This is a genomic window from Pseudomonas sp. Nvir, from assembly GCF_963778085.1.
In the GTDB taxonomy this organism is placed as follows: domain Bacteria; phylum Pseudomonadota; class Gammaproteobacteria; order Pseudomonadales; family Pseudomonadaceae; genus Aquipseudomonas; species Aquipseudomonas juntendi.
The window spans coordinates 1,799,077-1,821,775 of record NZ_OY970405.1; the positions used below are offsets into that span (position 1 = coordinate 1,799,077).

Below are 22,699 nucleotides of genomic sequence, written 5' to 3' on the forward strand. Positions count from 1 at the left end.
GGTTGCGCCGCCTAATGGAGTGTTTATGGCAGTCAAGGTCCTGGTGGTGGATGATTCCGGTTTCTTCCGCCGCCGCGTCTCGGAGATCCTCTCGGCGGATCCTACGATCCAGGTAGTAGGTACCGCGACCAACGGCAAGGAAGCGATTGACCAGGCGCTGGCGCTCAAGCCCGATGTCATCACCATGGACTATGAAATGCCCATGATGGATGGCATCACTGCGGTCCGGCACATCATGCAGCGCTGCCCGACGCCGGTGTTGATGTTTTCCTCGCTGACCCATGAGGGCGCCCGGGTCACCCTCGATGCGCTGGACGCGGGGGCGGTGGATTACCTGCCGAAGAACTTCGAGGACATTTCGCGCAACCCCGACAAGGTCAAGCAACTGCTGTGCGAAAAGGTGCATACGCTGGCGCGCAGCAACCGCCGGTTTGGCAGTTACGTCAGCCCTGCGCCGGCCGCAACGCCGGCACCTGCCAGCAGCCATGCGCCGGCGGCGGGTGTGGGCAGCCCGGCAGCGGCGCGCAGTGCGCTGCCGGCCCGGGCCCCGGCAGCCGCGCCGGCGCCGGCTGCGGCACCTAAACGCAAGCCGTACAAACTGGTGGCCATCGGTACCTCCACCGGCGGCCCAGTGGCCCTGCAGCGGGTCTTGACCCAGCTGCCGGCCAACTTCCCGGCACCGATCGTGCTGATCCAGCACATGCCGGCTGCGTTCACCAAGGCGTTTGCCGAACGCCTGGACAAACTGTGCCGCATCAGCGTCAAGGAAGCCGAGGACGGTGACATGCTGCGCCCAGGCTTGGCCCTGCTGGCCCCGGGTGGCAAGCAGATGATGGTCGATGGCCGTGGCACGGTGAAGATCCTGCCGGGCGATGAGCGCCTGAACTACAAGCCGTGTGTGGACATCACCTTCGGCTCGGCGGCCAAGTCATATGGCGACAAGGTGCTGTCGGTGGTGCTGACCGGCATGGGTGCCGATGGCCGTGAAGGTGCGCGCCTGCTCAAGCAGGGCGGCAGTACGGTGTGGGCCCAGGATGAAGCCAGCTGTGTGATCTATGGCATGCCCATGGCCATCGTCAAGGCCAACCTGGCCGACGCGGTGTATAGCCTGGACGAGATCGGCAAGCACCTGGTAGAGGCCTGCGTCTGATGGACGTGCTGAGCCTGATCGGCCTGATCCTCGCCTTCGTTGCCATCGTTGGTGGCAACTTCCTCGAGGGTGGCCATGTCGGTGCCCTGGTCAATGGCCCGGCGGCATTGATCGTGCTGGGCGGCACCTTGGCGGCAGCACTGCTGCAGTCACCGCTGGCCTCGTTCAAGCGGGCCCTGCAGATTCTGCGCTGGATCCTGTTCCCGCCCAGGGTCGACCTGGCGGGTGGTATCGACCGGGTGGTGAACTGGAGCCTGACCGCGCGCAAGGAAGGCTTGCTGGGCCTGGAAGGGGTGGCCGACAGCGAGCCCGACCCGTATGCGCGCAAAGGCTTGCAGCTGCTGGTCGATGGCGCCGAGCCAGAAGCCATTCGCAGTATCCTCGAAGTCGATTTCCTGACCCAGGAAAGCCGCGATATCCAGGCGGCCAAGGTGTTCGAGAGCATGGGCGGTTACGCGCCTACCATCGGCATCATCGGTGCGGTCATGGGCCTGATCCACGTGATGGGCAACCTGGCCGACCCGTCGCAACTGGGCAATGGCATCGCCGTGGCCTTCGTCGCCACCATCTACGGTGTGGCCAGCGCCAACCTGGTGCTGCTGCCGATCGCCAACAAGCTCAAGGCCGTGGTCATGCGCCAGTCGCGCTACCGCGAAATGCTGCTCGAAGGTCTGCTGTCGATTGCCGAGGGTGAAAACCCGCGCTCCATCGAGCTGAAGCTGCAAGGCTTCATGGAGTAACCCATGCGCCGCCGCCGTCATACCGAGGAACACGAAAACCACGAACGCTGGCTGGTGTCATACGCCGACTTCATTACCTTGCTGTTCGCATTTTTTGTGGTGATGTACTCGATTTCGTCGATCAACGAGGGCAAGTACAAGGTCATTTCCCAGGCGCTGCTCGGGGTGTTCAACGACCCTGAGCGCAGCATGAAACCCATCCCCGTGGGCGAGGAAAAGCCATTGACCGTGCGCCCGGCCGAGCCGCTGGTCAACGACAGCGAGCAGACCGAAGCGGGCCTTGCGGCAACCAATATCGACCCGCTGAAGACCATCAGCGATGACGTGCGCGATGCCTTTGGCGACCTGATCAAAAGCAACCAGATGACCGTGCGCGGCAACGAACTGTGGATCGAGATCGAGCTCAATTCATCGCTGTTGTTCGGCAGTGGCGATGCCATGCCCAGCGACAAGGCGTTCGCCATCATCGAGAAGGTGGCCGATATTCTCAAGCCGTTCGCCAACCCGGTGCATGTCGAGGGTTTCACCGACAACCTGCCGATCCGCACCGCGCAGTACCCGACCAACTGGGAGCTGTCGTCGGCGCGGGCGGCGAGCATTGTGCGCCTGCTGGCCATGGAGGGGGTAAACCCGGCCCGCATGGCTTCGGTCGGCTATGGCGAGTACCAGCCGGTGGCCAGCAATGACACCGCCGATGGCCGCGCGCGCAACCGGCGGGTGGTGTTGGTGATTTCCCGTAACCTGGAAGTGCGCCGCAGCCTGACGGGCTCGGGTAGCGCCAATGCAACACCGGATGCTGCCCTGCGCCGGGCTGGCACACAAAGTGCACCGGCTACGCCAGCAACGGTGGCCGGGCAGTGATTCGTCAATTCTCTGGCACTGCTACAAGCACAATTTTGACTGTGACGCCGTTCCCTGTGGGAGCGGGCGAGCCCGCGAAGCAGGCGACGCGGTGATTGGCACCGGCTTCGCCGGTGTTCGCGGGCGCGCCCGCTGCCACATCGATCGCACGCGCTTTCAAATCAATACATAGAGTTTGCTTGATGAGAGTCTGGGCAGTAGCCAATCAAAAAGGTGGCGTCGGCAAGACCACCACGACCATCGCTTTGGCCGGCCTGCTGGCCGAGGCCGGCAAGCGCGTGGTCGTCGTCGACCTGGACCCGCACGGTTCGATGACCAGTTACTTCGGCCACAACCCTGATGCCCTCGAGCACAGTTGCTACGACCTGTTTCTGCACAAAGGCAGCGTGCCTGAGGGCTTGCCGGGGCAACTGCTGCTGCCCACCAGCGACGAGCGGATTTCGCTGTTGCCGTCGAGCACCGCGCTGGCCGTGCTGGAGCGCCAGTCGCCGGGGCAGAATGGCCTGGGCCTGGTGATCGCCAAGAGTCTGGCGCAGTTGTGGCAGGATTTCGACTTTGCCTTGATCGACAGCCCACCCTTGCTCGGCGTGCTGATGGTCAATGCCCTGGCCGCCAGCCAGCAGTTGGTGATCCCGGTGCAAACCGAGTTTCTTGCGGTGAAGGGGCTTGAGCGCATGGTCGCGACCCTGGCCATGGTCAACCGGTCACGCAAGCAGGCGCTGCCGTACCAGATCGTGCCGACGCTGTTCGACCGCCGCACCCAGGCCTCGCTGGGCACCCTGAAGCTGCTGCGTGACACCTACGGCCAGCATGTATGGCAGGGCTACATCCCGGTCGATACGCGCCTGCGCGACGCCAGTCGCAAGGGCGTGACGCCCTCGCAGTTCGACGCCAAGAGCCGTGGGCTGGTCGCCTACCGGGCACTGCTCAAGCACCTGTTGACCTACAAACCCGCAGCGCAGGTGGCCTGATGACCCAGACCCGGTACACCGGCACCCGGCCACAGATGGCCTTGCAATCGTATCTGGATGGCCTGCTGCAGGAGGCCACCGAAGACGAGGCGCTGTTGCAGCCCCCCGTAGAGCCCGCTGCAGCCGATGAGTTCGCTGAAGCCGTGCGCGAGGAACAGGCCCGCGATGCCCGCCAGCCGCAACCTGCCGAACCGCTCGTGGCCGTTGCCCGCCCTGCGCCTCGGCCTTTCGCCGAACCCCGCCTGGCGGTGTTGCCCAGCGTGATGCCGGTAGACCCGCCGGTGGTGACGGTGGTGGAGCAGGAGGTGGTGGCCGAGGCGGCCATTCCAGTGCTGGTCGAAGCGCCTGCGCTGGAACCGGCGCTGCCACTGGTCGACGTGCACCTGCCAGCGCCGCCCGTGCCACCGGCCACTGTCGACGGCCGCCCGGCCTGGGCCGCCGAACCCTTCGAATGCCTGTTGTTCGATGTCGCCGGCCTGACCCTGGCCGTACCACTGGTGTGCCTGGGCTCGATCTACACCCTGGCCGGCCAGGAGCTGACCCCGCTGTTCGGTCAGCCCGAATGGTTCCTTGGCATCCTCACCTGCCAGGCGGGCAACCTCAAGGTCCTGGATACGGCGCGCTGGGTGATGCCCGACCGCTACCGCGACGATTTCCGCCAGGGCCTGCAGTACGTGATTTCGGTGCAGGGCTACGAATGGGGACTGGCCGTGCACCAGGTCAGCCGTTCGTTGCGCCTGGACCCGTCGGAAATCAAGTGGCGCAGCCAGCGTGGCCAGCGCCCGTGGTTGGCCGGCACGGTAATTGAACACATGTGTGCATTGCTCGATGTTGCCGCACTGGCCGAGCTGATCGCCAGCGGCGCAGTCAAGCAGCTGTACGACAAACAAATGACACCGAACACAACCGCCAGTAAGCGGATTTAGAGGGCTAGGGGAATGAAAAAGTCGTCTGCACAAGGTTCTGAAGATCCAATCCTGCAGTGGGTAACGTTCCGGCTGGACAACGAGTCCTACGGCATCAACGTGATGCAGGTGCAGGAAGTGCTGCGTTACACCGAGATCGCGCCGGTACCGGGTGCGCCCAGCTATGTGCTGGGCATCATCAACCTGCGTGGCAACGTGGTAACGGTGATCGATACCCGCCAGCGCTTTGGCCTGATGCCGACCGAAGTCACCGACAACACCCGTATCGTCATCATCGAGGCCGACAAGCAAGTGGTCGGTATCCTGGTCGACAGCGTGGCCGAGGTGGTCTACCTGCGCCAGTCGGAAATCGAAACCGCGCCGAACGTGGGTAACGAGGAGTCGGCCAAGTTCATCCAGGGTGTGTGCAACAAGAACGGCGAGCTGCTGATCCTGGTCGAACTGGACAAGATGATGACTGAGGAAGAGTGGTCCGAGCTGGAGAACATCTGAGTTGATCTTCGAGGTTGCGGTAATCTTTCTGGCGTTGCTGTGGGCCTTGAGCCTCTGGTTCTTCCTCAACTACAGCAAACGCCAGCGCGAAGTGGCCGCGCAGCAGGCCGTGGGCGATGCCTTGCGCGACCAGCGCATCAAGGACCTCGCCAAACGCCTGGATGACTACCAGAACGTCACGGTGCGCATGGGGGACGCGCTGCACGAGCTGAACGTGGCGGTTGCCCCCTTGCCGGACCGGATCCAGCAACTGGAGCAACGCGACCCTCATAACGTGACGTTCTCCCAGGCAGCCAAGCTGGTCGGCATGGGCGCCAGCATCGCCGAGCTGACCGAGAGCTGCGGCCTGACCCAGGCCGAGGCAGAGCTGATGAGCAAGCTGCACCGTAGCGACTGAGCCTGGCGGGCCGCTTCAAGGCCCGCTCAGGCCTGCGCCCAGGTTCAGGTCTGGACCCAGGAGTGATTGCCGCCGACCGTGGCGATGCGGTTGAGCGGCAATTGCTGGTGCACGGCCTCCCTCAGCGCGCTGGTGTTGATGAAGGTGGCGGTATTGATGCGCGGGATGTTGTACAGGTTGACCATCTGGCGCAAGGTTGCGAGGTTGGGCAATTGCTGGTCGATCACGTCGCTGAGCAGGCGCGGGCCGGTCAGGTAGCTCAGGCGGCTGGCATACCGGTAGAAGTTCAGTGGGTCTTCGGCCAGGCTAGGTCTGTGGTCATAGAAGTCCGAATGGATGCGGAAGCGTGCGTGCATTTCCTCGCTGATCGCCTCCAGGGTCGGGTTGCCAGGGTGGCTACCGATCTGGCTGGTGTTGTACAGGCAGTTCATGCTCAGTTTCTCGTTGGCCATCGGCGGCGCCAGCAGCAAGCCGTTGGGCGGGATGCACAGGTCCACCTCATTGATCGCTTCGGTGGGCGTTGCAGGTGGTTCGCCGTGCTCTGGTTGCCTGGCCTTGCCTGGCACCCGTAGCGTGTCGTCGACGTCCATGTACAACCCCCCTTCATGGTGCAGCAGCGGGTAGCGCAGCACATCGCTCGCCGACGCATAGTTGGTGGCCACGCCACCATTGCCGTCCAGCGCCGCGTCGTACTGGGCATAGTACTTGGTCTGCTGGAATGCCCTGAAGAACGCCTGTTCTTCCAGGGGTAGCACCTGCAGCCCCGGCGCCTGTTCGGCCAGCAGACGCAGGTTTTCTTCGTAAGCGCCAGGGTTGGCCGTGGACAGGAACAGGCGCAGGCTGTAATCACTGTTTTCCAGCGCCGCGACATTGTGGGCAAGGTTGCTCAGCAAGGCCGGGCGCAAGGTCTTGTCACCTACCCAGAGGCAGGAAATCCGCTTGGGGATGGGCAAGCTGTTGGCAGGGGCGTGTGGGATTTCACCCGGCAGCACCAGATCGATACCCAGCGCGCGCAGGGTGGCGGTGCGCATCGCGTCGGTGACTACGCGCTCGCGGGGCTCGGGTACCAGGCCGCGAGCATCGGGGCTTGCCACGTAGCCAACGGGCTCAACGTCGTTGATGTCCTCGTCCAGGATGAAGGCATCCCGTTCAAGGTCATACACCACCTCCTTGATGTAGTCGTCGATCACCGATTCCAGGGTGTCCGGCATGCCGTTGTACCTCGGCCTGCGGATCACGGCCTCGGCGGTGAGCGGGTCTGCTTGCGGCAGCGGCGGGATCGGTTCGCAGATATGGAAGTAGGGCGCACCTTCGGGCGCCGGGGCCAGCAGTATGGGGGCGCGCACCGGGCTCATTGGGTAACCGATCTGGTCGTTGAGCCGAATCGGCGGCACGAAGCCATCACTCTTGAACTGGAACAGTGCCGAGGCTTTGGACGCCCCTGTCAACAGCAATGGCACTGCATTGAACAGCCCCCAGGTGATGTTGGCTACCCCGTCCTGCCGTGCCTGCAGGGTCTTGCCGTTGATCGCTTCATCCAGGCCAAGGCCCAACTGCGCAATGCCACCGAGCGCCAGCACCGGCGCCAGGCCGGGTACCACCAGGCACAGCGGTGCCAGTAAATTGAGGGTGGTAAGCAGGTAGCCCCGCCACTTGGCTTTGCTGACCTGGCTGTCGCTGGTGATGATGAAGTCGGCGTCGTCGAAGCTGCGTTGACGTTGGCGCTCGGCCAGCGCCTGGAACAAGTCGCCGGTGATCCTCGGGTTGTAGCGGCTTGGCCGGTAGTTGACGTAGGTGCGCGGCGGCCAGATGCCATCATCGTTGAACATGCCGTGTTCCGGCGGCAACACGTGGCGCCGGGGGTACTCGGCCAGCCCGTCGAGTGCGGTATCCAGCCCGCTGAAATCCACGCCCTGTGGCCTGTCCGCCAGCCGGAAATGCTGTTTCAGGGCTTCACGCTTGAGTGGGTCTTTGCACTGCTCGCCGACCCAGTCCTTAAGCGCATTTTCGCTGGCGAACTCCAGCAAAGGTGAGCTGTTGCCGGGTATGTAGAGCACTGTCAGGTCCGTGCTTGGGTTGCACAGGTAAAGCAGGTCGGTGGCGGCGTAGCCATAGATGCTCAGGGTGCTCATGCGCAGCTTGTCGACCCGCGGCATCAACTCGGCGGCTTGCCACAGCAATTTCCGTGCGGCTTCGCTGAGGCTGCCTTCGCTGACCTGCTTGTTGCAGGCGGCAATGAAATTGAGCTTGCACGCCAGGCGGTGTGCGCTCATGTGCTCGCGCCAGTAGGTGTGCAGGGTGTTCTTGAAGGGTGCCTGGAAGTCCAGGTTCTCGATGAATTGCTGGAAACTTTCGGCGTCTACCGGCACATGGGTAGTGGCGTCATAGCGCGGTGGTTCGGTGCGCCGGAACAGCCCATTGAAGATCGAAAATTCGGCGCCATAGTGGTTGAAACCCCGGGCGGGCAGGGCATTGACGATCCGCACCGGGCCTTCTGGCAAAGTGCCGGCCCAGGGCGCACGGAACAAGGCGCCGAACAGGTCGTTATTGCTTTCGCCCTGCCAGTTGCTGAGCACGGCCTGGCTTAGGCTGATGCATTGCCTGATCTCTGCCAGGCTGCCGCCTTTGCGGTCGGAACGGTAGTGCAGGGTCACCACATCGACCCGGTCGGGGTCGAGGTCATGGCCCTGCTCGGCGAACCATTGCTTCACGGCCTGGCTGGCCTGGCGATCGGGCCGAGGGACATGGTTCAAATGATCGCGGACATAGTGCACGCCAGTGGCGTTGATCCCGGTAGTGCGCATCGTGGTTACCTTGCGTGAGTGGGAGCTGCAAGGTTGCAGGATGCTGCTGCACGCCAGTGGTAGATAACTACATACGCCTGCTATGGCCCTTCAGTTGTGTTCCCAGCTATGCGCCCGACCTGCCTCGAAGAACCGGTCCAGCGGCACATGCTCACGAATCAGTTGGGTCAACTGGCTCGTGTCGAGGGTGCCGTGCAGGTCGTAGAGAGGCGAAATCAGCAGTCTGCACATGCCGCGTAACTGCCTAAGCCAGGGCAGCTGCGCGTCGATCACATCATTGAGCACCCCAGGCCCGGTCAGGCGGCAGAGGCGGCGAGCATAAGCGTTGAAGCCTACAGGGTTGAATACCCGATCGGGCCGTTCAGTGTAAAACGTGGGGTCTAGCTGGAACCGTTGCAGGATGGCCTCGGAAATGGCGTCCAGTGTGGGGTTGCCGGGGTGGCTGCCGATCATGCTGTTGTTGTATTTGACGTAGAAACCCAGTTGATCATTGGATACCGGGGGGTACAGGAGCAAGCCATTGGTGGTCGTTCGCAAGGTCTGGTTGGTCAGCGGCGAGGTGCCTGGCCCCGAAGCGGCGTTGAGCACGCGGTCGTCGGCATCCAGATAGAAACCACCGATGTGCTTGAGCATGCGGTAGCGCAGAATGTCGCTGGCCGAGCTGTAATTGGTGATGCCTGGGTTGGTAATTCCAAGTGCTGCCTGGTACTGGGCGAAATAGGGCGACCGCGTGAACTCTTGGTAGAACGGTTGATCCTCGAGCGTCAGGACGCTCATGTGAAGTGTCCTGCTCCTGAGCAGCGTAAGGTTGGCGTCATAGGCCCTGGGGCTTTGCCGCGAGAGGAACAGTTGGTACTGGTAATCACTGTTTTCCAGCGCTTGGGCATTGTGTACGAGCGCCTCCAGGAAAACAGGGGAAATGGCCTTGTCACCCACCCAAATGCTGGAAACGATGCGCGGAATCGGCGTACGTTCCAGGGTGTTGAAGTACGTGTAGTCGATGGGTAGATCCAGTTCGATGCCCAACTGCCGGAGGGTGAACATGCGCTGTGCGTCGGTGACGACCCGCTGGGCATTGGCAACGCGCACTAGCCCCGCTGGTTCGCCGGTGTCAATCTTCCAGCGCTCAGGCGTTGCCTGCTTGTATTCAGAGAGCTTGATAAAACTATCGGTGTGCAAGTCGTACACCACAGGTTGCATTTTGAACCCTTGTGACGACTGGAATGCACCTTCGAAATAGTGGCCCATATCATCCCCAACGTGCGTCACTACCACCCTTTGTGAGCCTGTCGGAATCTGTACCGTCTCACGAAACGCTGCTTGTGCCGGTATCAACTGCAATGCATCCGTCGGCACGCTTACATTGGCCGCTTCGCCCAGCACATCCGCCAACTGGGACGGCCGTAGCAAACCTGGCAAACGGTAGTGAAACGCCTGGCTGGCGCGGGCGATGCCGATAGGCAAGGGCAAGGCATTGAACAGGCCGAAGACCTGGTTCTCGACCCCTTCGACTTTCTCGTCCAGCGAGTGGCCGTTGATCACCTGGTCCATGCCCAGGCTGAACTGTGCCACGCCGCCCAGCACCATCACCGCAAGGAGCTCGGGCACCACCACGCATAAAGGTGCCAGCAAGCACTGGGCAACGTTCAGGTAGCTGCCCCAATGCGTCTTGACGACCTGGCGGTTGGTGATGACGCGGTAATCCAGGTCGTCGTAGCTGCGCTGCTTCTGGCGATTGGCCAAGTGATCGAACAGGTTACCTGTGATAGGTAAGCTGGTGGTTGGCGAGCCAAACTCGATGGTATCTTCAGGGGCCCATGTACCACTGGTGGCAAAGCCGGGATGATCGTCGGGCAGGGTATGCGCGGCGGGATAGCAGCCCAGCCCTTTCAAGGCCGTGATGAGGCCGCTGAATTCCAGCCCGTCCTCCCAGTCCGCGGGTGAGAAACATTGTTGTAGCCACTCGCGGCGTTCTGGGTCTTTGCATTGCTCGGCAAACCAGTGCTTGAGCGCAGACAGGTCCGGGAATTCGTGCAGGGGCGACGCGTTGCCCGGCATATAAAGGACGACGGTGCTGCTGTCGTCGGCCTTGATGTAGATGATCGATGTACTGTGATAACCGTACACATTCAGCAGGCGGGTGGTTATCGCCCGCGTATCCAGGGGCAACAGGCCGGCGGCCTGCCAGGCAAGGCGCCAGGCAGGGACACTGAGGCTGCCCTCGTTGACTTGCTTGTTGCAGGCGGTGATGAAGGCCATTTCCAGTGCGCGTGCGTATTCTTTCCGACTTTGCTGCCAGTAGCTGTCCAGTTGGGCCTTCAGCCGTTCGTGCAGGTGCAAGCCCCACACATAGTCCTGAAAAACTTCGGCACGGATGGGCAGCAGTGTCGCCGGGCTGAGCTCCTGATTCGCGGTACGTCGGTACAGGCCGTTGAAGACCAGGTAGGACATCGCGTTGGAAAGCAGGGGAGGTGGCCGCATACGGTCGACAAACGTCACCGCATGCAGCGGGGCAATACCCGCCCAATCGCCAATGTGAAGCCCCCCGCTGCCTGTACTCGGTTCACCTTGCCAGTTGGCCAGCAGGGCATCGGTCAGGCTGGTGCGTTGAATCACCTTGGCCTGTGGAGGTAGCCAGGGCTGGCCCTCTTCGCGCTCCGCGTCCTGGTAGTGGAAGGTGACGACGTCGATGTCAGCGGGGGACAGGAGCACACCGCGTTGCGCAAGCCAGTCGCGCAATAACTTGTCGGCCAATGTATCGGGGCGCGGCATCTGGGCCAGCGCACTGTGCAACAGGCGCTGCTTCATGGGTTGTGGGAAGTTCATCGTTGGGTGTCCGTGGCTATCGGGCGTTGCAGGGTAGCCAGCGGGCACACCGGTCAAGTGCTAATTAATGCTGTCATCCCCTGGCAGCACGTTCATCGGCGAAGGCGCAGGGGTAATGTCGCGCTCGCCCGGCGGTTCGTCGTCGAAGCCCACGGGCACCTTGCCACGCAGTTGCCAGGCAAAGGCGATGATTTCGGCGATGGTCAAGTACAGCGCCTCGGGGATCTGCTCGCCCAGTTCCAGGCGCGCCAGCAAGCGTACGAGCTCGGCGTTTTCATAGATCGGAACGTCGTGCTCGCGGGCCAGGGCCAGTATGGCCTCGGCTACGCTGTCGTCACCTTTGGCCGTCAGGCTCGGCGCCTGCTGGCCATCGTAGCTCAAGGCAATGGCCTGGCGGGGTTGTCGGTCGTTCATGCGTTTTCGTCCACCCAGCGTTGTTCTACTCGGGTACGGGGCCCTTGCGGTGGGATGCCCGCGCGGCATTCCAGGTCGCCGACCTCCAGGCCGCGGGCAAGCAAGCGTTCGCGCAGGCTGCCCAGCTGGCTGTCGATCAGGCGCGCGGTCTGCTCGCGCTCGGCCCACAGTTGGCCCGACAGCTGCCCTTGATTCAACTGGGCCTGGACCTGCATGGGGCCCAGCGGGGGCAGGTCGAAAGCCAGGTCGATACGCCAAAGGGCTCGCAGCGAGTCCGCTGCTTCATGTTCGCGATCGGCCTGCTGGCGTGGCGTTTCTTCGCGCTGCAGTTTGACCTGCAGGGGAATGAATTCCTGGCCGTGGCGAATCGGCACTTCGGTTTGCCACGTGGTCTGCAGGTTGCCGTTTTCCAGTGTGCCGCTTTGTTGCAGGCTGCTCATGGCGTGGCTCTGCAGGCGGGAAATGGCCGCTGCGGCCAGGCGCAGCAGCTGTTGCAGGTCGCCTTCGTCTTCCAGCGCGTTCAGCAACCGCGACGGCAGCGGGAATGCCCCAGGCTGTGGCTTGGGGCTGACCCGTTCGAGCAGGCCCAGGGCTCCGCGTGCCACGGCGGGCATGGTCACGGCCAGGCTGTCCGGAGCCAGGCTTGGCGTGCCGGGCGGCAGGTTCGGTGCCTGCGCCACCAGCCGCAGCAGGTGGGCCTTGAGGTCGGTGGCGACAGCGGCTGGGTAGCCCCCCAGCAATTTTGCTTCAAGGAAGGCGCCGCTGTTGCTCAGGGCTTGTGCCACGCCTTTGGCGTCCGCCAGTTGCCGTACGTCCGGCAGGCCGGCCAGCAGGCGTTCGGCGCTGGCGCGCAGGTCGCCAGGGGCATCGGCGCTGCGGGTGAGCTGCTGCAGCGCGTCGAGCAGGCTGGGCAGCGAGGCCTGGCGGTTCTGTTGGGTCATTAGCTGCTGAGCGATGCTCAGTTGGTCCTGCCTGCCACTCAGTGGCACGAAGCGCAGTGACTGATCACCTTGCACCAGCGCGCTGAGCAGGCTGCCAACGGCCAACGGGCGCGGGCTGTCGACGCTCAGGGTGGCGCCGGCCTGGGCGCTGTTGAGCAAACTGATCAGTGCCCGATAGACCGGCGCCTGCCCAGGCGACTGGGCCAATGCCTGGTTGGTCAGGACCTTGCCTTGCAGGAGCGTGCCGACAGGTACCTCGCGGGTATCCAGGCGGGTCAGGGTGGCGACCTGGCTGGCAGTGGCCTGCTGCAATAAAATGGCCAGGCGATTGCCTTCGGTCTGGCTGACGGTAACCTGGCTACCTGGGGCCAGGGGTTGGCCGGCGCTGGCCTGCAGCTGGGTCTGTGCGCCGTTGGCCTGGACCAGCCGCAGGAGCAGCTGGAACTCCTGGCCGCTCTGACGCAACGCCAGCACTTGGGCTTGCGCGGTTTCGCCGGGCGCCAGCAAACCGGGCTGGGGCTGGACCAGGCGCAGGACCTCGCCGGTCATGGCCGCCTTGGTGGCTTGGTTGCCAAGCGCAGTTTGTGCGCCGAGACTATTGATTTCAGTCATGATTGTATACAACCTGTCGGACCCGGCCTCTTGGCAGCGCAGCGGCGCGTGCAATAATGCCGACCGCCCGTGGTTGCCAGTATAACGGCAGCGCACCGGGCGACTTGAGACACGGGCTTCAGGTTGGCTCGCCTGCCAACCAGGCAACACCGACCTGAGGCCCTCTACACATAAGGCGAAACCGTGACCTTCCACCTCCAAGCCGCAGGCCTGGCCTGCGAGCGCGACTGGCGCCTGCTGTTCGAGCAACTCGATTTCGAGCTGGGCGCGGGCGACATGCTGCAGATCAGTGGGCCCAACGGCAGTGGCAAGACCAGCCTGCTGCGCCTGTTGGCCGGGCTGATGCAGCCAACCGCCGGGCAGATCCTGCTGGGGGGCAAGCCGTTGGCTGAGCAGCGTCATGCCATGGCCAGCCTCCTGCTATGGATTGGCCATGCCGCCGGCATCAAGGACCTGCTGACCGCCGAGGAAAACCTCACCTGGCTGTGCGCCCTGCATCAACCGGCCAGCCGCGACGCTATCTGGGCAGCGCTGGCGGCGGTGGGCCTGCGCGGGTTCGAAGATGTGCCTTGCCACACCCTGTCGGCCGGCCAGCAGCGCCGCGTGGCCCTGGCCCGCTTGCACTTGGCCGGCCCGCCGCTGTGGATTCTCGATGAGCCGTTCACCGCCCTCGACAAGCAAGGCGTGGCGCAACTGGAAGCACACCTGGCGGCGCACTGCGAGCAGGGCGGCACCGTCGTGCTGACCACCCATCATACGCTGACGCGCAAGCCAGGCGGTTACCGTGAACTGAACCTGGGGCAATGGGCGGCATGAGCGTATTCATCCTGTTGCTGCGCCGTGAAGCGCGCCTGTTGTTCCGGCGCCCGGCCGAATTGGCCAACCCGCTGGTGTTCTTCGCCATCGTCGTGGCCCTGTTCCCGCTGGCGGTTGGCCCCGAGAGCCAATTGTTGCAAACCTTGTCGCCGGGCCTGGTGTGGGTGGCCGCGTTGCTGGCGGTGCTGCTGTCCCTGGACGGCCTGTTCCGCAGTGATTTCGAGGACGGCTCGCTGGAGCAGTGGGTGCTGTCGCCGCAGCCGCTGGCGCTGCTGGTGCTGGCCAAGGTGCTGGCGCACTGGATCTTTTCCGGGCTGGCGCTGGTATTGTTGGCGCCGCTGCTGGCCTTGATGCTGGGCTTGCCCGGCCACTGCCTGCCGGTGCTGCTTGCTTCACTGCTGCTGGGTACGCCAGTGCTGAGCTTGCTGGGTGCAGTAGGCGCGGCGCTGACCGTTGGCCTCAAGCGCGGTGGTTTGTTACTGGCGTTGCTGATTTTGCCGTTGTATATCCCTGTATTGATCCTGGGCAGTGGTGCGTTGCAAGCGGCGTTGCAGAATATGCCGGCAACCGGCCATTTGCTCTGGCTCGCCAGCCTCACTGCCCTGGCCGTGACCCTGGCACCCTTTGCGATAGCGGCCGGGCTGAAGATCAGCGTCGGCGAATAACGAGTCCCGGGCTCTCAAGCCCGGCAAATACCCTGGATGTACCCTGATGAAAATAAGCTGGACGTGGTTCCACAAGCTGGGCTCCCCGAAATGGTTCTATGCCATCAGCGGCCGCATGCTGCCATGGCTGGCCACTGCCGCCGTGCTTCTGTTGCTGGTCGGCATCACCTGGGGCCTGGCCTTCGCCCCCCAGGACTACCAGCAAGGCAACAGCTTCCGCATCATCTATATCCACGTGCCGGCGGCGATGCTGGCGCAGTCCTGCTATGTGCTGCTGGCCGTGGCCGGGGTGGTGGGGCTGGTGTGGAAGATGAAGCTGGCCGATGTCGCCCTGCAATGTGCCGCCCCGATCGGCGCCTGGATGACCGCGGTGGCGCTGGTCACCGGTGCCATCTGGGGCAAGCCGACCTGGGGCAGTTGGTGGGTGTGGGATGCCCGACTTACGTCCATGCTTATCCTGCTGTTCCTGTACTTCGGCATTATTGCGCTGGGCCAGGCGATCAGTAATCGTGACAGCGCAGCCAAAGCCTGTGCGGTGCTGGCGATCGTCGGCGTGGTGAACATCCCGATCATTAAGTACTCGGTGGAGTGGTGGAACACGCTGCACCAGGGCGCCACCTTCACCCTCACCGAAAAACCGGCGATGCCGGCAGAAATGTGGCTGCCGCTGCTGTGCACGGCGCTGGGTTTCTACTGCTTCTTCGGCGCTGTGCTGCTGCTGCGCATGCGCCTGGAAGTGCTAAAGCGCGAGGCGCGCGCCAGTTGGGTCAAGGACGAAGTCTTGAACAGCCTTGGGCGGAGGGCCGCACCATGAGCTTTGCCACCTTCGGCGAATTCCTTGCCATGGGCCACCACGGCCTGTACGTGTGGTCGGCCTATGGCATCTGCCTGGTGGTGCTGGCGCTGAATGTCGCCGCGCCGCTGCTGGCTCGCCGTCGCTACCTGCAAGAAGAGGCGCGCCGTTTGCGCCGGGAGAACAACCAGTGAATCCGCAGCGCAAGAAACGCCTGTTGCTCATCGCCGGCCTGTTGGTCGGCGTCGGGGTTGCCGTCGGCTTTGCCTTGAGCGCACTGCAGCAGAACATCAACCTGTTCTATACCCCCACTCAAATTGCCAATGGCGAAGCGCCGCTGGACACCCGTATCCGCGCGGGCGGCATGGTCGAGAAAGGCTCGGTGCAACGCTCGTCCGACTCGCTGGACGTACGCTTCGTGGTCACCGACTTCAACAAATCGGTGCCGATCACCTACCGCGGCATCCTGCCCGACCTGTTCCGCGAAGGGCAGGGCATCGTCGCCCTGGGCAAGCTCAATGACCAGGGCGTGGTGGTAGCCGATGAAGTGCTGGCCAAGCATGACGAGAAATACATGCCGCCCGAGGTTACCAAGGCCCTCAAGGAAAGCGGCCAGGCAGCCGCTGGCGGGGGGAGCAAGCCATGAACGCCGCACTGGTGATACCTGAACTGGGCCAGCTGGCGATGATCCTGGCCATCTGCTTTGCAGCCGTGCAGGCCAGCGTGCCGCTGCTTGGCGCCTGGCGCGGCGACAGCCTGTGGATGAGCCTGGCACGGCCTGCGGCCTGGGGGCAGTTCGCGTTCCTGGCGTTCGCCTTCGCCTGCCTGACCCACGCCTTCATGACCGACAACTTTTCGGTGGCCTACGTGGCCAGCAACTCCAACAGCGCCTTGCCGTGGTACTACAAGTTCAGCGCCGTGTGGGGCGCCCACGAAGGCTCTTTGCTGTTGTGGGCGCTGATTCTCGGTGGCTGGACCTTTGCCGTGTCGGTGTTCTCGCGGCAGTTGCCGCAGGTGATGCTGGCCCGCGTGCTGGCAGTGATGGGCATGATCAGCGTAGGTTTCCTGAGCTTTCTGATCATCACCTCCAACCCGTTCCAGCGCATGCTGCCGCAGGTGCCGACCGACGGCCGCGACCTCAACCCGCTGCTGCAGGACTTCGGCCTGATCGTGCACCCGCCCATGCTGTACATGGGTTACGTGGGCTTCTCGGTGGCCTTTGCCTTCGCCATCGCCGCCTTGCTCGGTGGCCGCCTGGATGCCGCCTGGGCGCGCTGGTCGCGGCCATGGACCATCGTCGCCTGGGCGTTTCTGGGGGTGGGCATTACCCTGGGCTCATGGTGGGCCTACTATGAACTGGGCTGGGGTGGCTGGTGGTTCTGGGACCCGGTGGAAAACGCCTCGTTCATGCCCTGGCTGGTGGGCACTGCGCTGATCCACTCGCTGGCGGTGACCGAAAAGCGCGGGGTGTTCAAGAGCTGGACCGTGCTCCTGGCAATTGCCGCGTTCTCGCTGAGCCTGCTGGGCACCTTCCTGGTGCGTTCCGGCGTGCTGACCTCGGTGCACGCGTTTGCCGCAGACCCGTCGCGGGGCATTTTCATCCTGATCTTCCTGCTGTTCGTGGTCGGGGGGTCGCTGACCTTGTTCGCCCTGCGCGCGCCGGTGGTCAAAAGCCAGGTAGGCTTTGCCCTGTGGTCGCGGGAAACACTGCTGCTGGCCAACAACCTGGTGCTGGTGGTGGCGGCATCCATGATCCTGCTCGGCACCCTTTACCCCCTGGTGCTCGATGCCCTTACCGGGGCCAAGTTGTCGGTGGGCCCACCGTATTTCAATGCGTTGTTCCTGCCGTTGATGGCGCTGCTGATGGTGGTGTTGAGCATTGGCGTGGTGGTGCGCTGGAAGGACACCCCGGGCAAATGGCTGGTGAGCATGATGAGCCCGGTGCTGGTGGGCAGCGCCATCCTTGCACCGCTGGCCGGCCTGATCGTCGATGACTTCGACTGGCCGACGCTGACTGCCTTCGCCCTGGCTGCCTGGGTGGTGCTCGGCGGGCTGCGTGACATCCTCGACAAGACGCGCCACAAGGGGCTGGTCAAGGGTCTGCCGGGGCTGGGCCGCAGTTACTGGGGCATGCAGCTGGCGCACCTGGGCCTTGCGGTGTGCGCGCTGGGCGTGGTGTTGTCGAGCAACAACAGCGCCGAACGCGACCTGCGCATGGCGCCGGGCGAGAGCGTCGAGTTGGGTGGCTACCACTTCCTGTTCGAAGGTGCCAAGCACTTCGAAGGGCCCAACTTCATCTCCGACAAAGGCACGATCGTGGTCAGCCGCGATGGCCGGGCTGTGACCACCCTGCACCCGGAAAAACGCCTGTACACCGTGCAGCAGTCGATGATGACCGAAGCCGGCATCGATGCCGGCTTCACCCGCGACCTGTACGTGGCCCTCGGCGAGCCGCTGGAGAACGGCGCCTGGGCGGTGCGCGTGCATATCAAGCCTTATGTCCGCTGGATCTGGCTGGGCGGTCTGTTGACTGCCCTGGGCGGGTTGCTGGCGGCCCTCGACCGGCGCTACCGCGTCAAGGTCAAGACCCGGGTGCGTGAAGCCCTGGGCGTGTCTGGAGCAGCTGCATGAAGCGTTGGATCATGGTAGTGCCCCTGGCAGTGTTCCTGCTGGTGGCGGTGTTTCTCTACAAGGGCCTGTTCCTCAAGCCCGACGAGCTGCCCTCGGCAATGATCGGCAAAGCGTTCCCGGCGTTCTCCCTGGCCTCGACCCAGGGCGACCGTACCCTGACCGAGGCTGACCTGCACGGCCGCCCGGCACTGGTCAACGTGTGGGCCACCTGGTGCCCGTCGTGCAAGGTGGAGCACCCGTACCTGAACCAGCTGGCGCAGCAGGGCGTGGTGATTCACGGGGTCAACTACAAGGACGACAACGCCGCAGCGCGCAAATGGCTGGCCGATTTCCACAACCCCTACCAGCTGGACATCCGTGACGAGCAGGGCAGCCTGGGCCTGGACCTGGGGGTGTACGGCGCGCCGGAAACATTCCTGATCGATGCCAAGGGCATCATCCGCTACAAGCATGTGGGCATCGTCGATGCCACGGTGTGGCGTGAGCAACTGGCGCCGCTGTACCAGGGCCTGGTCGACGAGGCCAAACCATGAGGCGTTGGCTGGCAGCGGTGCTGCTGGGCATGAGCCTGGCCAGCGTGGCCAAGGCGGCCATCGATACCTATCAGTTCCGCGACGAGGCAGAGCGCCAGCGTTACCAGGCGTTGACCAAGGAACTGCGCTGCCCGAAGTGCCAGAACCAGGACATTGCCGACTCCAACGCCCCCATCGCTGCCGACCTGCGCCGGGAGATCTTCCGCATGCTGGGCGAGGGCAAGAGCAACCAGCAGATCGTGGACTTCATGGTCGACCGCTATGGCGATTTCGTGCGCTACAAGCCGGCGCTCAGTGGTCGCACCTGGCTGCTGTGGTTCGGCCCAGGGCTGCTGCTGGCGGGCGGGTTCGTGGTGTTGGCGCTGATCGTGCGCCGGCGCCGTGGCAGTGCCACGCCAGGCACCGATGCATTGTCTGCTGAAGAACGCGAGCGTCTCGCCAAACTGCTGGAAAAAGAACCGACCCATGATTGAATTCTGGCTTAGCGCGGGCCTGTTGTTGCTCGCTGCCCTCAGCTTCCTGCTGATTCCGATCCTGCGTGGCCGTCGTCGCCAACAGGAAGAAGACCGTACCGCCCTGAACGTGGCCCTGTATCAGGAGCGGGTCGCCGAACTGGCTGCGCAGCAGGCTGCCGGGGTACTGGACGCAGCGCAGTTGGCCCAGGGCCGCGACGAAGCCGCCCGTGAGCTGCTGGCCGACACCGAGGGCGCTGACGCCCCGCGCCAAGGCCACCTGGGCAAGGCATTCCCCCTGCTGGCCGCGGTGTTGGTGCCGGTGCTGGCGTTGGGGTTGTACCTGCATTTCGGCGCAGCCGACAAGGTGGCCCTGACCCAGGAGTTTGCCCAGGCGCCGAAGTCGATGGAGGAAATGACCACGCGCCTGGAGCGTGTGGTACAAGCCCAGCCAGACTCGGCCGAAGCCGTGTACTTCCTCGGCCGTGCCTACATGGCCGAGCAGCGCCCGGCAGATGCTGCGCGTACCTTTGAACGTGCCGTGGCCCTGGCCGGGCGTCAGCCAGAGCTGCTGGGGCAGTGGGCGCAAGCCCTGTATTTTGCTGCTGACAAACAGTGGAGCCCACAGCTGCAGGCCCTCACCGACGAAGCCTTGAAGGGCGACCCCAACGAAGTCACCAGCCTGGGGCTGCGCGGTATCGCCGCTTTCGAAGGCGAGCGTTACCAGCAAGCCATCGATTACTGGCAGCGTTTGCTGGCGCAGTTGCCCGAGGGCGATGCATCGCGCGCGGCATTGCAAGGCGGCATCGACCGCGCTGCCGAGCGCCTGGGCAGCTCGCCGGCGCGGGCGAACGAACCCGCGCCGGTCGCGGCGCGCCTGAAGGTGCGGGTGGAACTGGCGGCGGCGTTGCGGGACAAGGTCAAGCCGGACGACACGGTGTTCATCTTCGCCCGCGCCAGCAATGGCCCACCGATGCCGTTGGCGGCCAAGCGGGTGACAGTGGCGCAGTTGCCGATCGAGGTGGAGCTTTCTGATGCGGACGCGATGATGCCGCAGATGAAACTGTCCGACTTTGCAGAAGTCCAACTGATGGCACGTGTGTCGCGTGCTGGTCAGCCGACCCAAGGTGAGTGGATCGGCCAAGGTGCACCCCTGTCCAGCGCGACCCAGGCTACCCAACACCTGACCATCGACAGCCCCGATCCGTAAGAGAGCAATGCCATGCACAGCGCCGTCCGCCTGACCCTGATTACCCTGGCCCTGGGTTTGTCTGCGTGTACGACGCAGCAGCCCTACGAGCACCCCGAGCCGCCGATAGAGCGGGTGCCGCCCCAGGGGCCGGTGGTCAAGCCATTGCCCGGCGGCCAGCCTTCTACCCAGCCAGGCAAGCCGGCGGCCATTCCCAAGCCGATGCCGCGTACCTCGGCCAGCTTCGCGCCACCGCCGGGTGGTGCCAGCCACTGGGATCCGAAACTGGGCGTCTATGTGCTGGATAAACAACCCAACACGTTCTACCGGCAGCGGACCTACTACCGCTTCGACAACGGTTGGAGCTGGTCGCTGAGCCCGAATGGCCCTTGGCAGGAAACCGACAGCAGCGGGGTGCCAGGTGGGTTGGGGCGTGCATTCGCGCAGTAGCGAGCTTGCCAGGCCCCACGCACTGCCAGGGGTGCACGTACAGTACAGTTCGACCGATAATTAGCGATTGACTGTACTGTAGCGTCAGTCCGCATAATGCCCCTTCGTGAACGGAGGCGGCATGCATAAGACAGTCCTGGTACTCGTGGAAACCGTCGATGATTACCTGCCCTTGCTGGAGCAGGCCGGTTACCGCCTTATTCGTGCCCCGTCACCCCAACAGCGGGCTGATGCCATCCGGCGCCACGCCAATCAAATCGACGCCGTGCTCACCCGCGGCCCATTGGGCCTGACCGCTGTCGAAATCGATGCACTGCCCAACCTGCAGATCATCTGCGTCATCGGTGCCGGCTATGAACAAGTCGACCTAGCCGCCGCCGCCGCACGCGGCATTACCGTCACCAACGGCGCCGGGGCCAATGCTGCTGCCGTTGCCGACCACACCCTGGCCCTGCTGCTGGCTCTGCTGCGCGACATCCCCCGCGGCGATGCCAGCACTCGCCGCGGCGAGTGGAACCGGGTGATCAGCCCTTCGGTAAGCGGTAAGCGCCTGGGCATTCTCGGCCTTGGCGCCGTAGGCCTGGCCATCGCCAAACGCGCCCACCTCGGCTTCGACATGCCCGTCAGCTACCACAGCCGCACCCCGCGCCAGGGTGTGCCCTACACCTGGTATGACAGCCCACAATACCTGGCCGATGCCGTGGATATCCTGGTCGTGGCCACCCCCGGTGGTGCCAATACCCGGCATCTGGTCGATGCCCGGGTGCTGGAGGCGCTGGGCGCCGAAGGTTATCTGGTGAATATCGCCCGGGCCAGCGTGGTCGACACCCAGGCCCTGGTTGCCGCACTGCAACGTGGCCAACTGGCCGGCGCCGCGCTGGATGTGTTCGACGACGAACCGGCTGTGCCCGATGCATTGAAAGCCTTGGCCAACACCGTGCTAACGCCCCATGTAGCCGGACAGTCACCCGAGGCGGCGCGCGATACGGTGACCCTGGTGCTGCGCAACCTGCAGGCGTTCTTTGCCGGTGAGCCGGTATTGACGCCGGTACGCCCGTAACCCTATTCAGACATCTGCCTGGCAGCGCCCAGGCAACAAGGAGCGTGTGCATGCAACTCGAAATCTTCCAGGTCGATGCCTTTTCCGCTGAGCCGTTCGGCGGCAACCCGGCAGCTGTGATTCCCTTGCAAAGCTGGCTGCCGGACGATGTACTGCAACGCATTGCCGAAGAGAACAACCTGTCGGAAACCGCCTACTTCGTGCGCAATGGCGAAACCTACGACCTGCGTTGGTTCACCCCGGCCGTGGAAGTCGATCTGTGCGGCCACGCCACCTTGGCCTCGGCCTATGTACTGTTCGAGCAACTGGGCGAGCAGGCGCAGGCGCTGCGTTTCAATACCCGCAGTGGCGAACTGCGCGTCAGCCGCGGTGCGGACGGCCTGTTGGCCATGGACTTCCCGGCCAAGCAGCCACTCGCCGAGGACATGCCGCAGGGCCTGCTGCAAGCGCTGGGCCTGAGCCAGGCGCAGGCGCTGTATCGCAGTGACGACTATGTGGTGGTGATCGATGACGCATTGCTGCTCGATACCCTGAAGCCAGACTTCGTTGCACTGTCGGCCTTCGATGTGCGCGGCATTGCCGTGACTGCAGCAGGGCGTGGTTTTGATTTCGTCACCCGCTGGTTCGGCCCCAACGTGGGTGTGAACGAAGACCCGGTGACGGGTTCGGCGCATACCTCGCTCGCGCCAGTGTGGGCCGAGCGGCTGGGCAAGCAAGTGCTGGCGTGCGAGCAGGGCGGGGCGCGCAAAGGGCAGTTGCTGTGTGAAGTACCGGGTAATGGCCGGGTGATCATCAGCGGGCGGGCGGCGTTGTACCTGCGCGGAATTGTCTATATTTAACAGGCTGACACCGTCTGCCTGTAGGAGCGGCCTTGTGTCGCGATCGGGCCGCAACGCGGCCCCTCGATTTTCGCGTTGATGCGTCAATCCGGGGGCTGCTTTGCAGCCCATCGCGACACAAGGCCGCTCCTACATGG

23 protein-coding genes are annotated in these 22,699 nt (G+C 63.9%); 19 read left to right on the plus strand and 4 right to left on the minus strand.

What is annotated here, in order from left to right; all coding sequences use genetic code 11:
* Positions 1-25: 25 nt before the first annotated feature.
* The 7 genes from AACG97_RS08760 to AACG97_RS08790 all read left to right on the plus strand — a co-directional run bounded on the left by AACG97_RS08760 (position 26) and on the right by AACG97_RS08790 (position 5,537).
* On the plus strand, positions 26-1,150 hold the full coding sequence (locus tag AACG97_RS08760) for a protein-glutamate methylesterase/protein-glutamine glutaminase (protein ID WP_054881286.1): 1,125 nt from the start codon (positions 26-28) through the stop codon (positions 1,148-1,150).
* Positions 1,150-1,890 (plus strand): flagellar motor protein, encoded by a 741-nt coding sequence (locus AACG97_RS08765; RefSeq protein ID WP_009681920.1) that lies wholly within the window; start codon positions 1,150-1,152, stop codon positions 1,888-1,890. The genes AACG97_RS08760 and AACG97_RS08765 overlap by 1 nt, the downstream gene beginning before the upstream one ends.
* Positions 1,891-1,893: 3 nt before the next feature.
* The gene (gene motD, locus AACG97_RS08770; protein WP_197885251.1) at positions 1,894-2,751 is read left to right on the plus strand and encodes a flagellar motor protein MotD; all 858 of its coding nucleotides are present in this window, start codon (positions 1,894-1,896) and stop codon (positions 2,749-2,751) included.
* Positions 2,752-2,933: 182 nt separating this feature from the next.
* Positions 2,934-3,722 (plus strand): ParA family protein, encoded by a 789-nt coding sequence (locus AACG97_RS08775; RefSeq protein ID WP_009681922.1) that lies wholly within the window; start codon positions 2,934-2,936, stop codon positions 3,720-3,722.
* Positions 3,722-4,648, plus strand: coding sequence for a CheW domain-containing protein (locus AACG97_RS08780; protein ID WP_225785744.1), 927 nt, complete (start codon positions 3,722-3,724; stop codon positions 4,646-4,648). Before AACG97_RS08775 ends, AACG97_RS08780 begins: the two co-directional genes overlap by 1 nt.
* 12 nt (positions 4,649-4,660) lie before the next feature.
* The gene (locus tag AACG97_RS08785; RefSeq protein ID WP_003254393.1) at positions 4,661-5,140 is read left to right on the plus strand and encodes a chemotaxis protein CheW; all 480 of its coding nucleotides are present in this window, start codon (positions 4,661-4,663) and stop codon (positions 5,138-5,140) included.
* A 1-nt stretch (position 5,141) separates the two neighbouring features.
* On the plus strand, positions 5,142-5,537 hold the full coding sequence (locus AACG97_RS08790) for a DUF2802 domain-containing protein (RefSeq protein WP_009681924.1): 396 nt from the start codon (positions 5,142-5,144) through the stop codon (positions 5,535-5,537).
* A gap of 44 nt (positions 5,538-5,581) precedes the next feature.
* Here the strand turns inward: AACG97_RS08790 and AACG97_RS08795 are convergent, their stop codons facing one another.
* The 4 genes from AACG97_RS08795 to fliK form a co-directional block, all read right to left on the minus strand.
* Positions 5,582-8,341, minus strand: coding sequence for a dermonecrotic toxin domain-containing protein (locus tag AACG97_RS08795; RefSeq protein WP_225785743.1), 2,760 nt, complete (start codon positions 8,339-8,341; stop codon positions 5,582-5,584).
* A gap of 90 nt (positions 8,342-8,431) precedes the next feature.
* Positions 8,432-11,167 (minus strand): dermonecrotic toxin domain-containing protein, encoded by a 2,736-nt coding sequence (locus tag AACG97_RS08800; RefSeq protein ID WP_197885248.1) that lies wholly within the window; start codon positions 11,165-11,167, stop codon positions 8,432-8,434.
* A gap of 60 nt (positions 11,168-11,227) precedes the next feature.
* The gene (locus AACG97_RS08805) at positions 11,228-11,581 is read right to left on the minus strand and encodes an EscU/YscU/HrcU family type III secretion system export apparatus switch protein (protein ID WP_054911368.1); all 354 of its coding nucleotides are present in this window, start codon (positions 11,579-11,581) and stop codon (positions 11,228-11,230) included.
* Positions 11,578-13,134, minus strand: coding sequence for a flagellar hook-length control protein FliK (fliK, locus tag AACG97_RS08810; RefSeq protein ID WP_197885247.1), 1,557 nt, complete (start codon positions 13,132-13,134; stop codon positions 11,578-11,580). Before fliK ends, AACG97_RS08805 begins: the two co-directional genes overlap by 4 nt.
* 183 nt (positions 13,135-13,317) lie before the next feature.
* On the opposite strand from fliK, the gene ccmA reads away from it, so the two are divergent.
* From ccmA to AACG97_RS08870, 12 genes are all read left to right on the plus strand, one after another.
* Positions 13,318-13,950, plus strand: coding sequence for a cytochrome c biogenesis heme-transporting ATPase CcmA (gene ccmA / locus AACG97_RS08815; RefSeq protein WP_054904662.1), 633 nt, complete (start codon positions 13,318-13,320; stop codon positions 13,948-13,950).
* Positions 13,938-14,615, plus strand: a complete 678-nt coding sequence (gene ccmB, locus AACG97_RS08820) for a heme exporter protein CcmB (protein ID WP_371928192.1) — start codon at positions 13,938-13,940, stop codon at positions 14,613-14,615. The genes ccmA and ccmB overlap by 13 nt, the downstream gene beginning before the upstream one ends.
* Before the next feature lie 46 nt (positions 14,616-14,661).
* Positions 14,662-15,429, plus strand: coding sequence for a heme ABC transporter permease (locus AACG97_RS08825; protein ID WP_054890110.1), 768 nt, complete (start codon positions 14,662-14,664; stop codon positions 15,427-15,429).
* On the plus strand, positions 15,426-15,602 hold the full coding sequence (gene ccmD / locus AACG97_RS08830; protein WP_009681933.1) for a heme exporter protein CcmD: 177 nt from the start codon (positions 15,426-15,428) through the stop codon (positions 15,600-15,602). The genes AACG97_RS08825 and ccmD overlap by 4 nt, the downstream gene beginning before the upstream one ends.
* Complete coding sequence (gene ccmE, locus AACG97_RS08835) at positions 15,599-16,054, plus strand: cytochrome c maturation protein CcmE (RefSeq protein ID WP_009681934.1); 456 nt, start codon at positions 15,599-15,601, stop codon at positions 16,052-16,054. The genes ccmD and ccmE overlap by 4 nt, the downstream gene beginning before the upstream one ends.
* A gap of 11 nt (positions 16,055-16,065) precedes the next feature.
* The gene (locus AACG97_RS08840; protein ID WP_178097535.1) at positions 16,066-18,039 is read left to right on the plus strand and encodes a heme lyase CcmF/NrfE family subunit; all 1,974 of its coding nucleotides are present in this window, start codon (positions 16,066-16,068) and stop codon (positions 18,037-18,039) included.
* On the plus strand, positions 18,036-18,572 hold the full coding sequence (locus AACG97_RS08845) for a DsbE family thiol:disulfide interchange protein (protein ID WP_009681936.1): 537 nt from the start codon (positions 18,036-18,038) through the stop codon (positions 18,570-18,572). Before AACG97_RS08840 ends, AACG97_RS08845 begins: the two co-directional genes overlap by 4 nt.
* Positions 18,569-19,045, plus strand: coding sequence for a cytochrome c-type biogenesis protein (locus tag AACG97_RS08850; protein ID WP_054890112.1), 477 nt, complete (start codon positions 18,569-18,571; stop codon positions 19,043-19,045). Before AACG97_RS08845 ends, AACG97_RS08850 begins: the two co-directional genes overlap by 4 nt.
* Entirely contained in the window at positions 19,038-20,234 is a 1,197-nt protein-coding gene (gene ccmI / locus AACG97_RS08855; RefSeq protein WP_182368891.1) for a c-type cytochrome biogenesis protein CcmI, read from the plus strand. The genes AACG97_RS08850 and ccmI overlap by 8 nt, the downstream gene beginning before the upstream one ends.
* Before the next feature lie 12 nt (positions 20,235-20,246).
* Positions 20,247-20,663 (plus strand): hypothetical protein, encoded by a 417-nt coding sequence (locus tag AACG97_RS08860; RefSeq protein WP_054881300.1) that lies wholly within the window; start codon positions 20,247-20,249, stop codon positions 20,661-20,663.
* A 121-nt stretch (positions 20,664-20,784) separates the two neighbouring features.
* A complete protein-coding gene (locus tag AACG97_RS08865; RefSeq protein WP_225785741.1) occupies positions 20,785-21,723 on the plus strand; it encodes a 2-hydroxyacid dehydrogenase in 939 nt (312 codons plus the stop codon).
* Positions 21,724-21,773: 50 nt separating this feature from the next.
* Positions 21,774-22,562: a PhzF family phenazine biosynthesis protein gene (locus AACG97_RS08870; protein WP_197885243.1), complete on the plus strand. Its 789-nt coding sequence runs from the start codon at positions 21,774-21,776 to the stop codon at positions 22,560-22,562.
* Positions 22,563-22,699: the final 137 nt, after the last annotated feature.

Coding starts and splice junctions, on each gene's coding strand:
- AACG97_RS08760 (WP_054881286.1), top strand. CDS start 26: ATGGCAGTCAAGGTCCTGGTGGTGGATGATTCCGGTTTCTTCCGCCGC.
- AACG97_RS08765 (WP_009681920.1), top strand. CDS start 1,150: ATGGACGTGCTGAGCCTGATCGGCCTGATCCTCGCCTTCGTTGCCATC.
- motD (WP_197885251.1), top strand. CDS start 1,894: ATGCGCCGCCGCCGTCATACCGAGGAACACGAAAACCACGAACGCTGG.
- AACG97_RS08775 (WP_009681922.1), top strand. CDS start 2,934: ATGAGAGTCTGGGCAGTAGCCAATCAAAAAGGTGGCGTCGGCAAGACC.
- AACG97_RS08780 (WP_225785744.1), top strand. CDS start 3,722: ATGACCCAGACCCGGTACACCGGCACCCGGCCACAGATGGCCTTGCAA.
- AACG97_RS08785 (WP_003254393.1), top strand. CDS start 4,661: ATGAAAAAGTCGTCTGCACAAGGTTCTGAAGATCCAATCCTGCAGTGG.
- AACG97_RS08795 (WP_225785743.1), bottom strand. CDS start 8,341: ATGCGCACTACCGGGATCAACGCCACTGGCGTGCACTATGTCCGCGAT.
- AACG97_RS08800 (WP_197885248.1), bottom strand. CDS start 11,167: ATGAACTTCCCACAACCCATGAAGCAGCGCCTGTTGCACAGTGCGCTG.
- AACG97_RS08805 (WP_054911368.1), bottom strand. CDS start 11,581: ATGAACGACCGACAACCCCGCCAGGCCATTGCCTTGAGCTACGATGGC.
- fliK (WP_197885247.1), bottom strand. CDS start 13,134: ATGACTGAAATCAATAGTCTCGGCGCACAAACTGCGCTTGGCAACCAA.
- ccmB (WP_371928192.1), top strand. CDS start 13,938: ATGGGCGGCATGAGCGTATTCATCCTGTTGCTGCGCCGTGAAGCGCGC.
- AACG97_RS08825 (WP_054890110.1), top strand. CDS start 14,662: ATGAAAATAAGCTGGACGTGGTTCCACAAGCTGGGCTCCCCGAAATGG.
- ccmD (WP_009681933.1), top strand. CDS start 15,426: ATGAGCTTTGCCACCTTCGGCGAATTCCTTGCCATGGGCCACCACGGC.
- AACG97_RS08845 (WP_009681936.1), top strand. CDS start 18,036: ATGAAGCGTTGGATCATGGTAGTGCCCCTGGCAGTGTTCCTGCTGGTG.
- AACG97_RS08850 (WP_054890112.1), top strand. CDS start 18,569: ATGAGGCGTTGGCTGGCAGCGGTGCTGCTGGGCATGAGCCTGGCCAGC.
- ccmI (WP_182368891.1), top strand. CDS start 19,038: ATGATTGAATTCTGGCTTAGCGCGGGCCTGTTGTTGCTCGCTGCCCTC.
- AACG97_RS08860 (WP_054881300.1), top strand. CDS start 20,247: ATGCACAGCGCCGTCCGCCTGACCCTGATTACCCTGGCCCTGGGTTTG.
- AACG97_RS08865 (WP_225785741.1), top strand. CDS start 20,785: ATGCATAAGACAGTCCTGGTACTCGTGGAAACCGTCGATGATTACCTG.
- AACG97_RS08870 (WP_197885243.1), top strand. CDS start 21,774: ATGCAACTCGAAATCTTCCAGGTCGATGCCTTTTCCGCTGAGCCGTTC.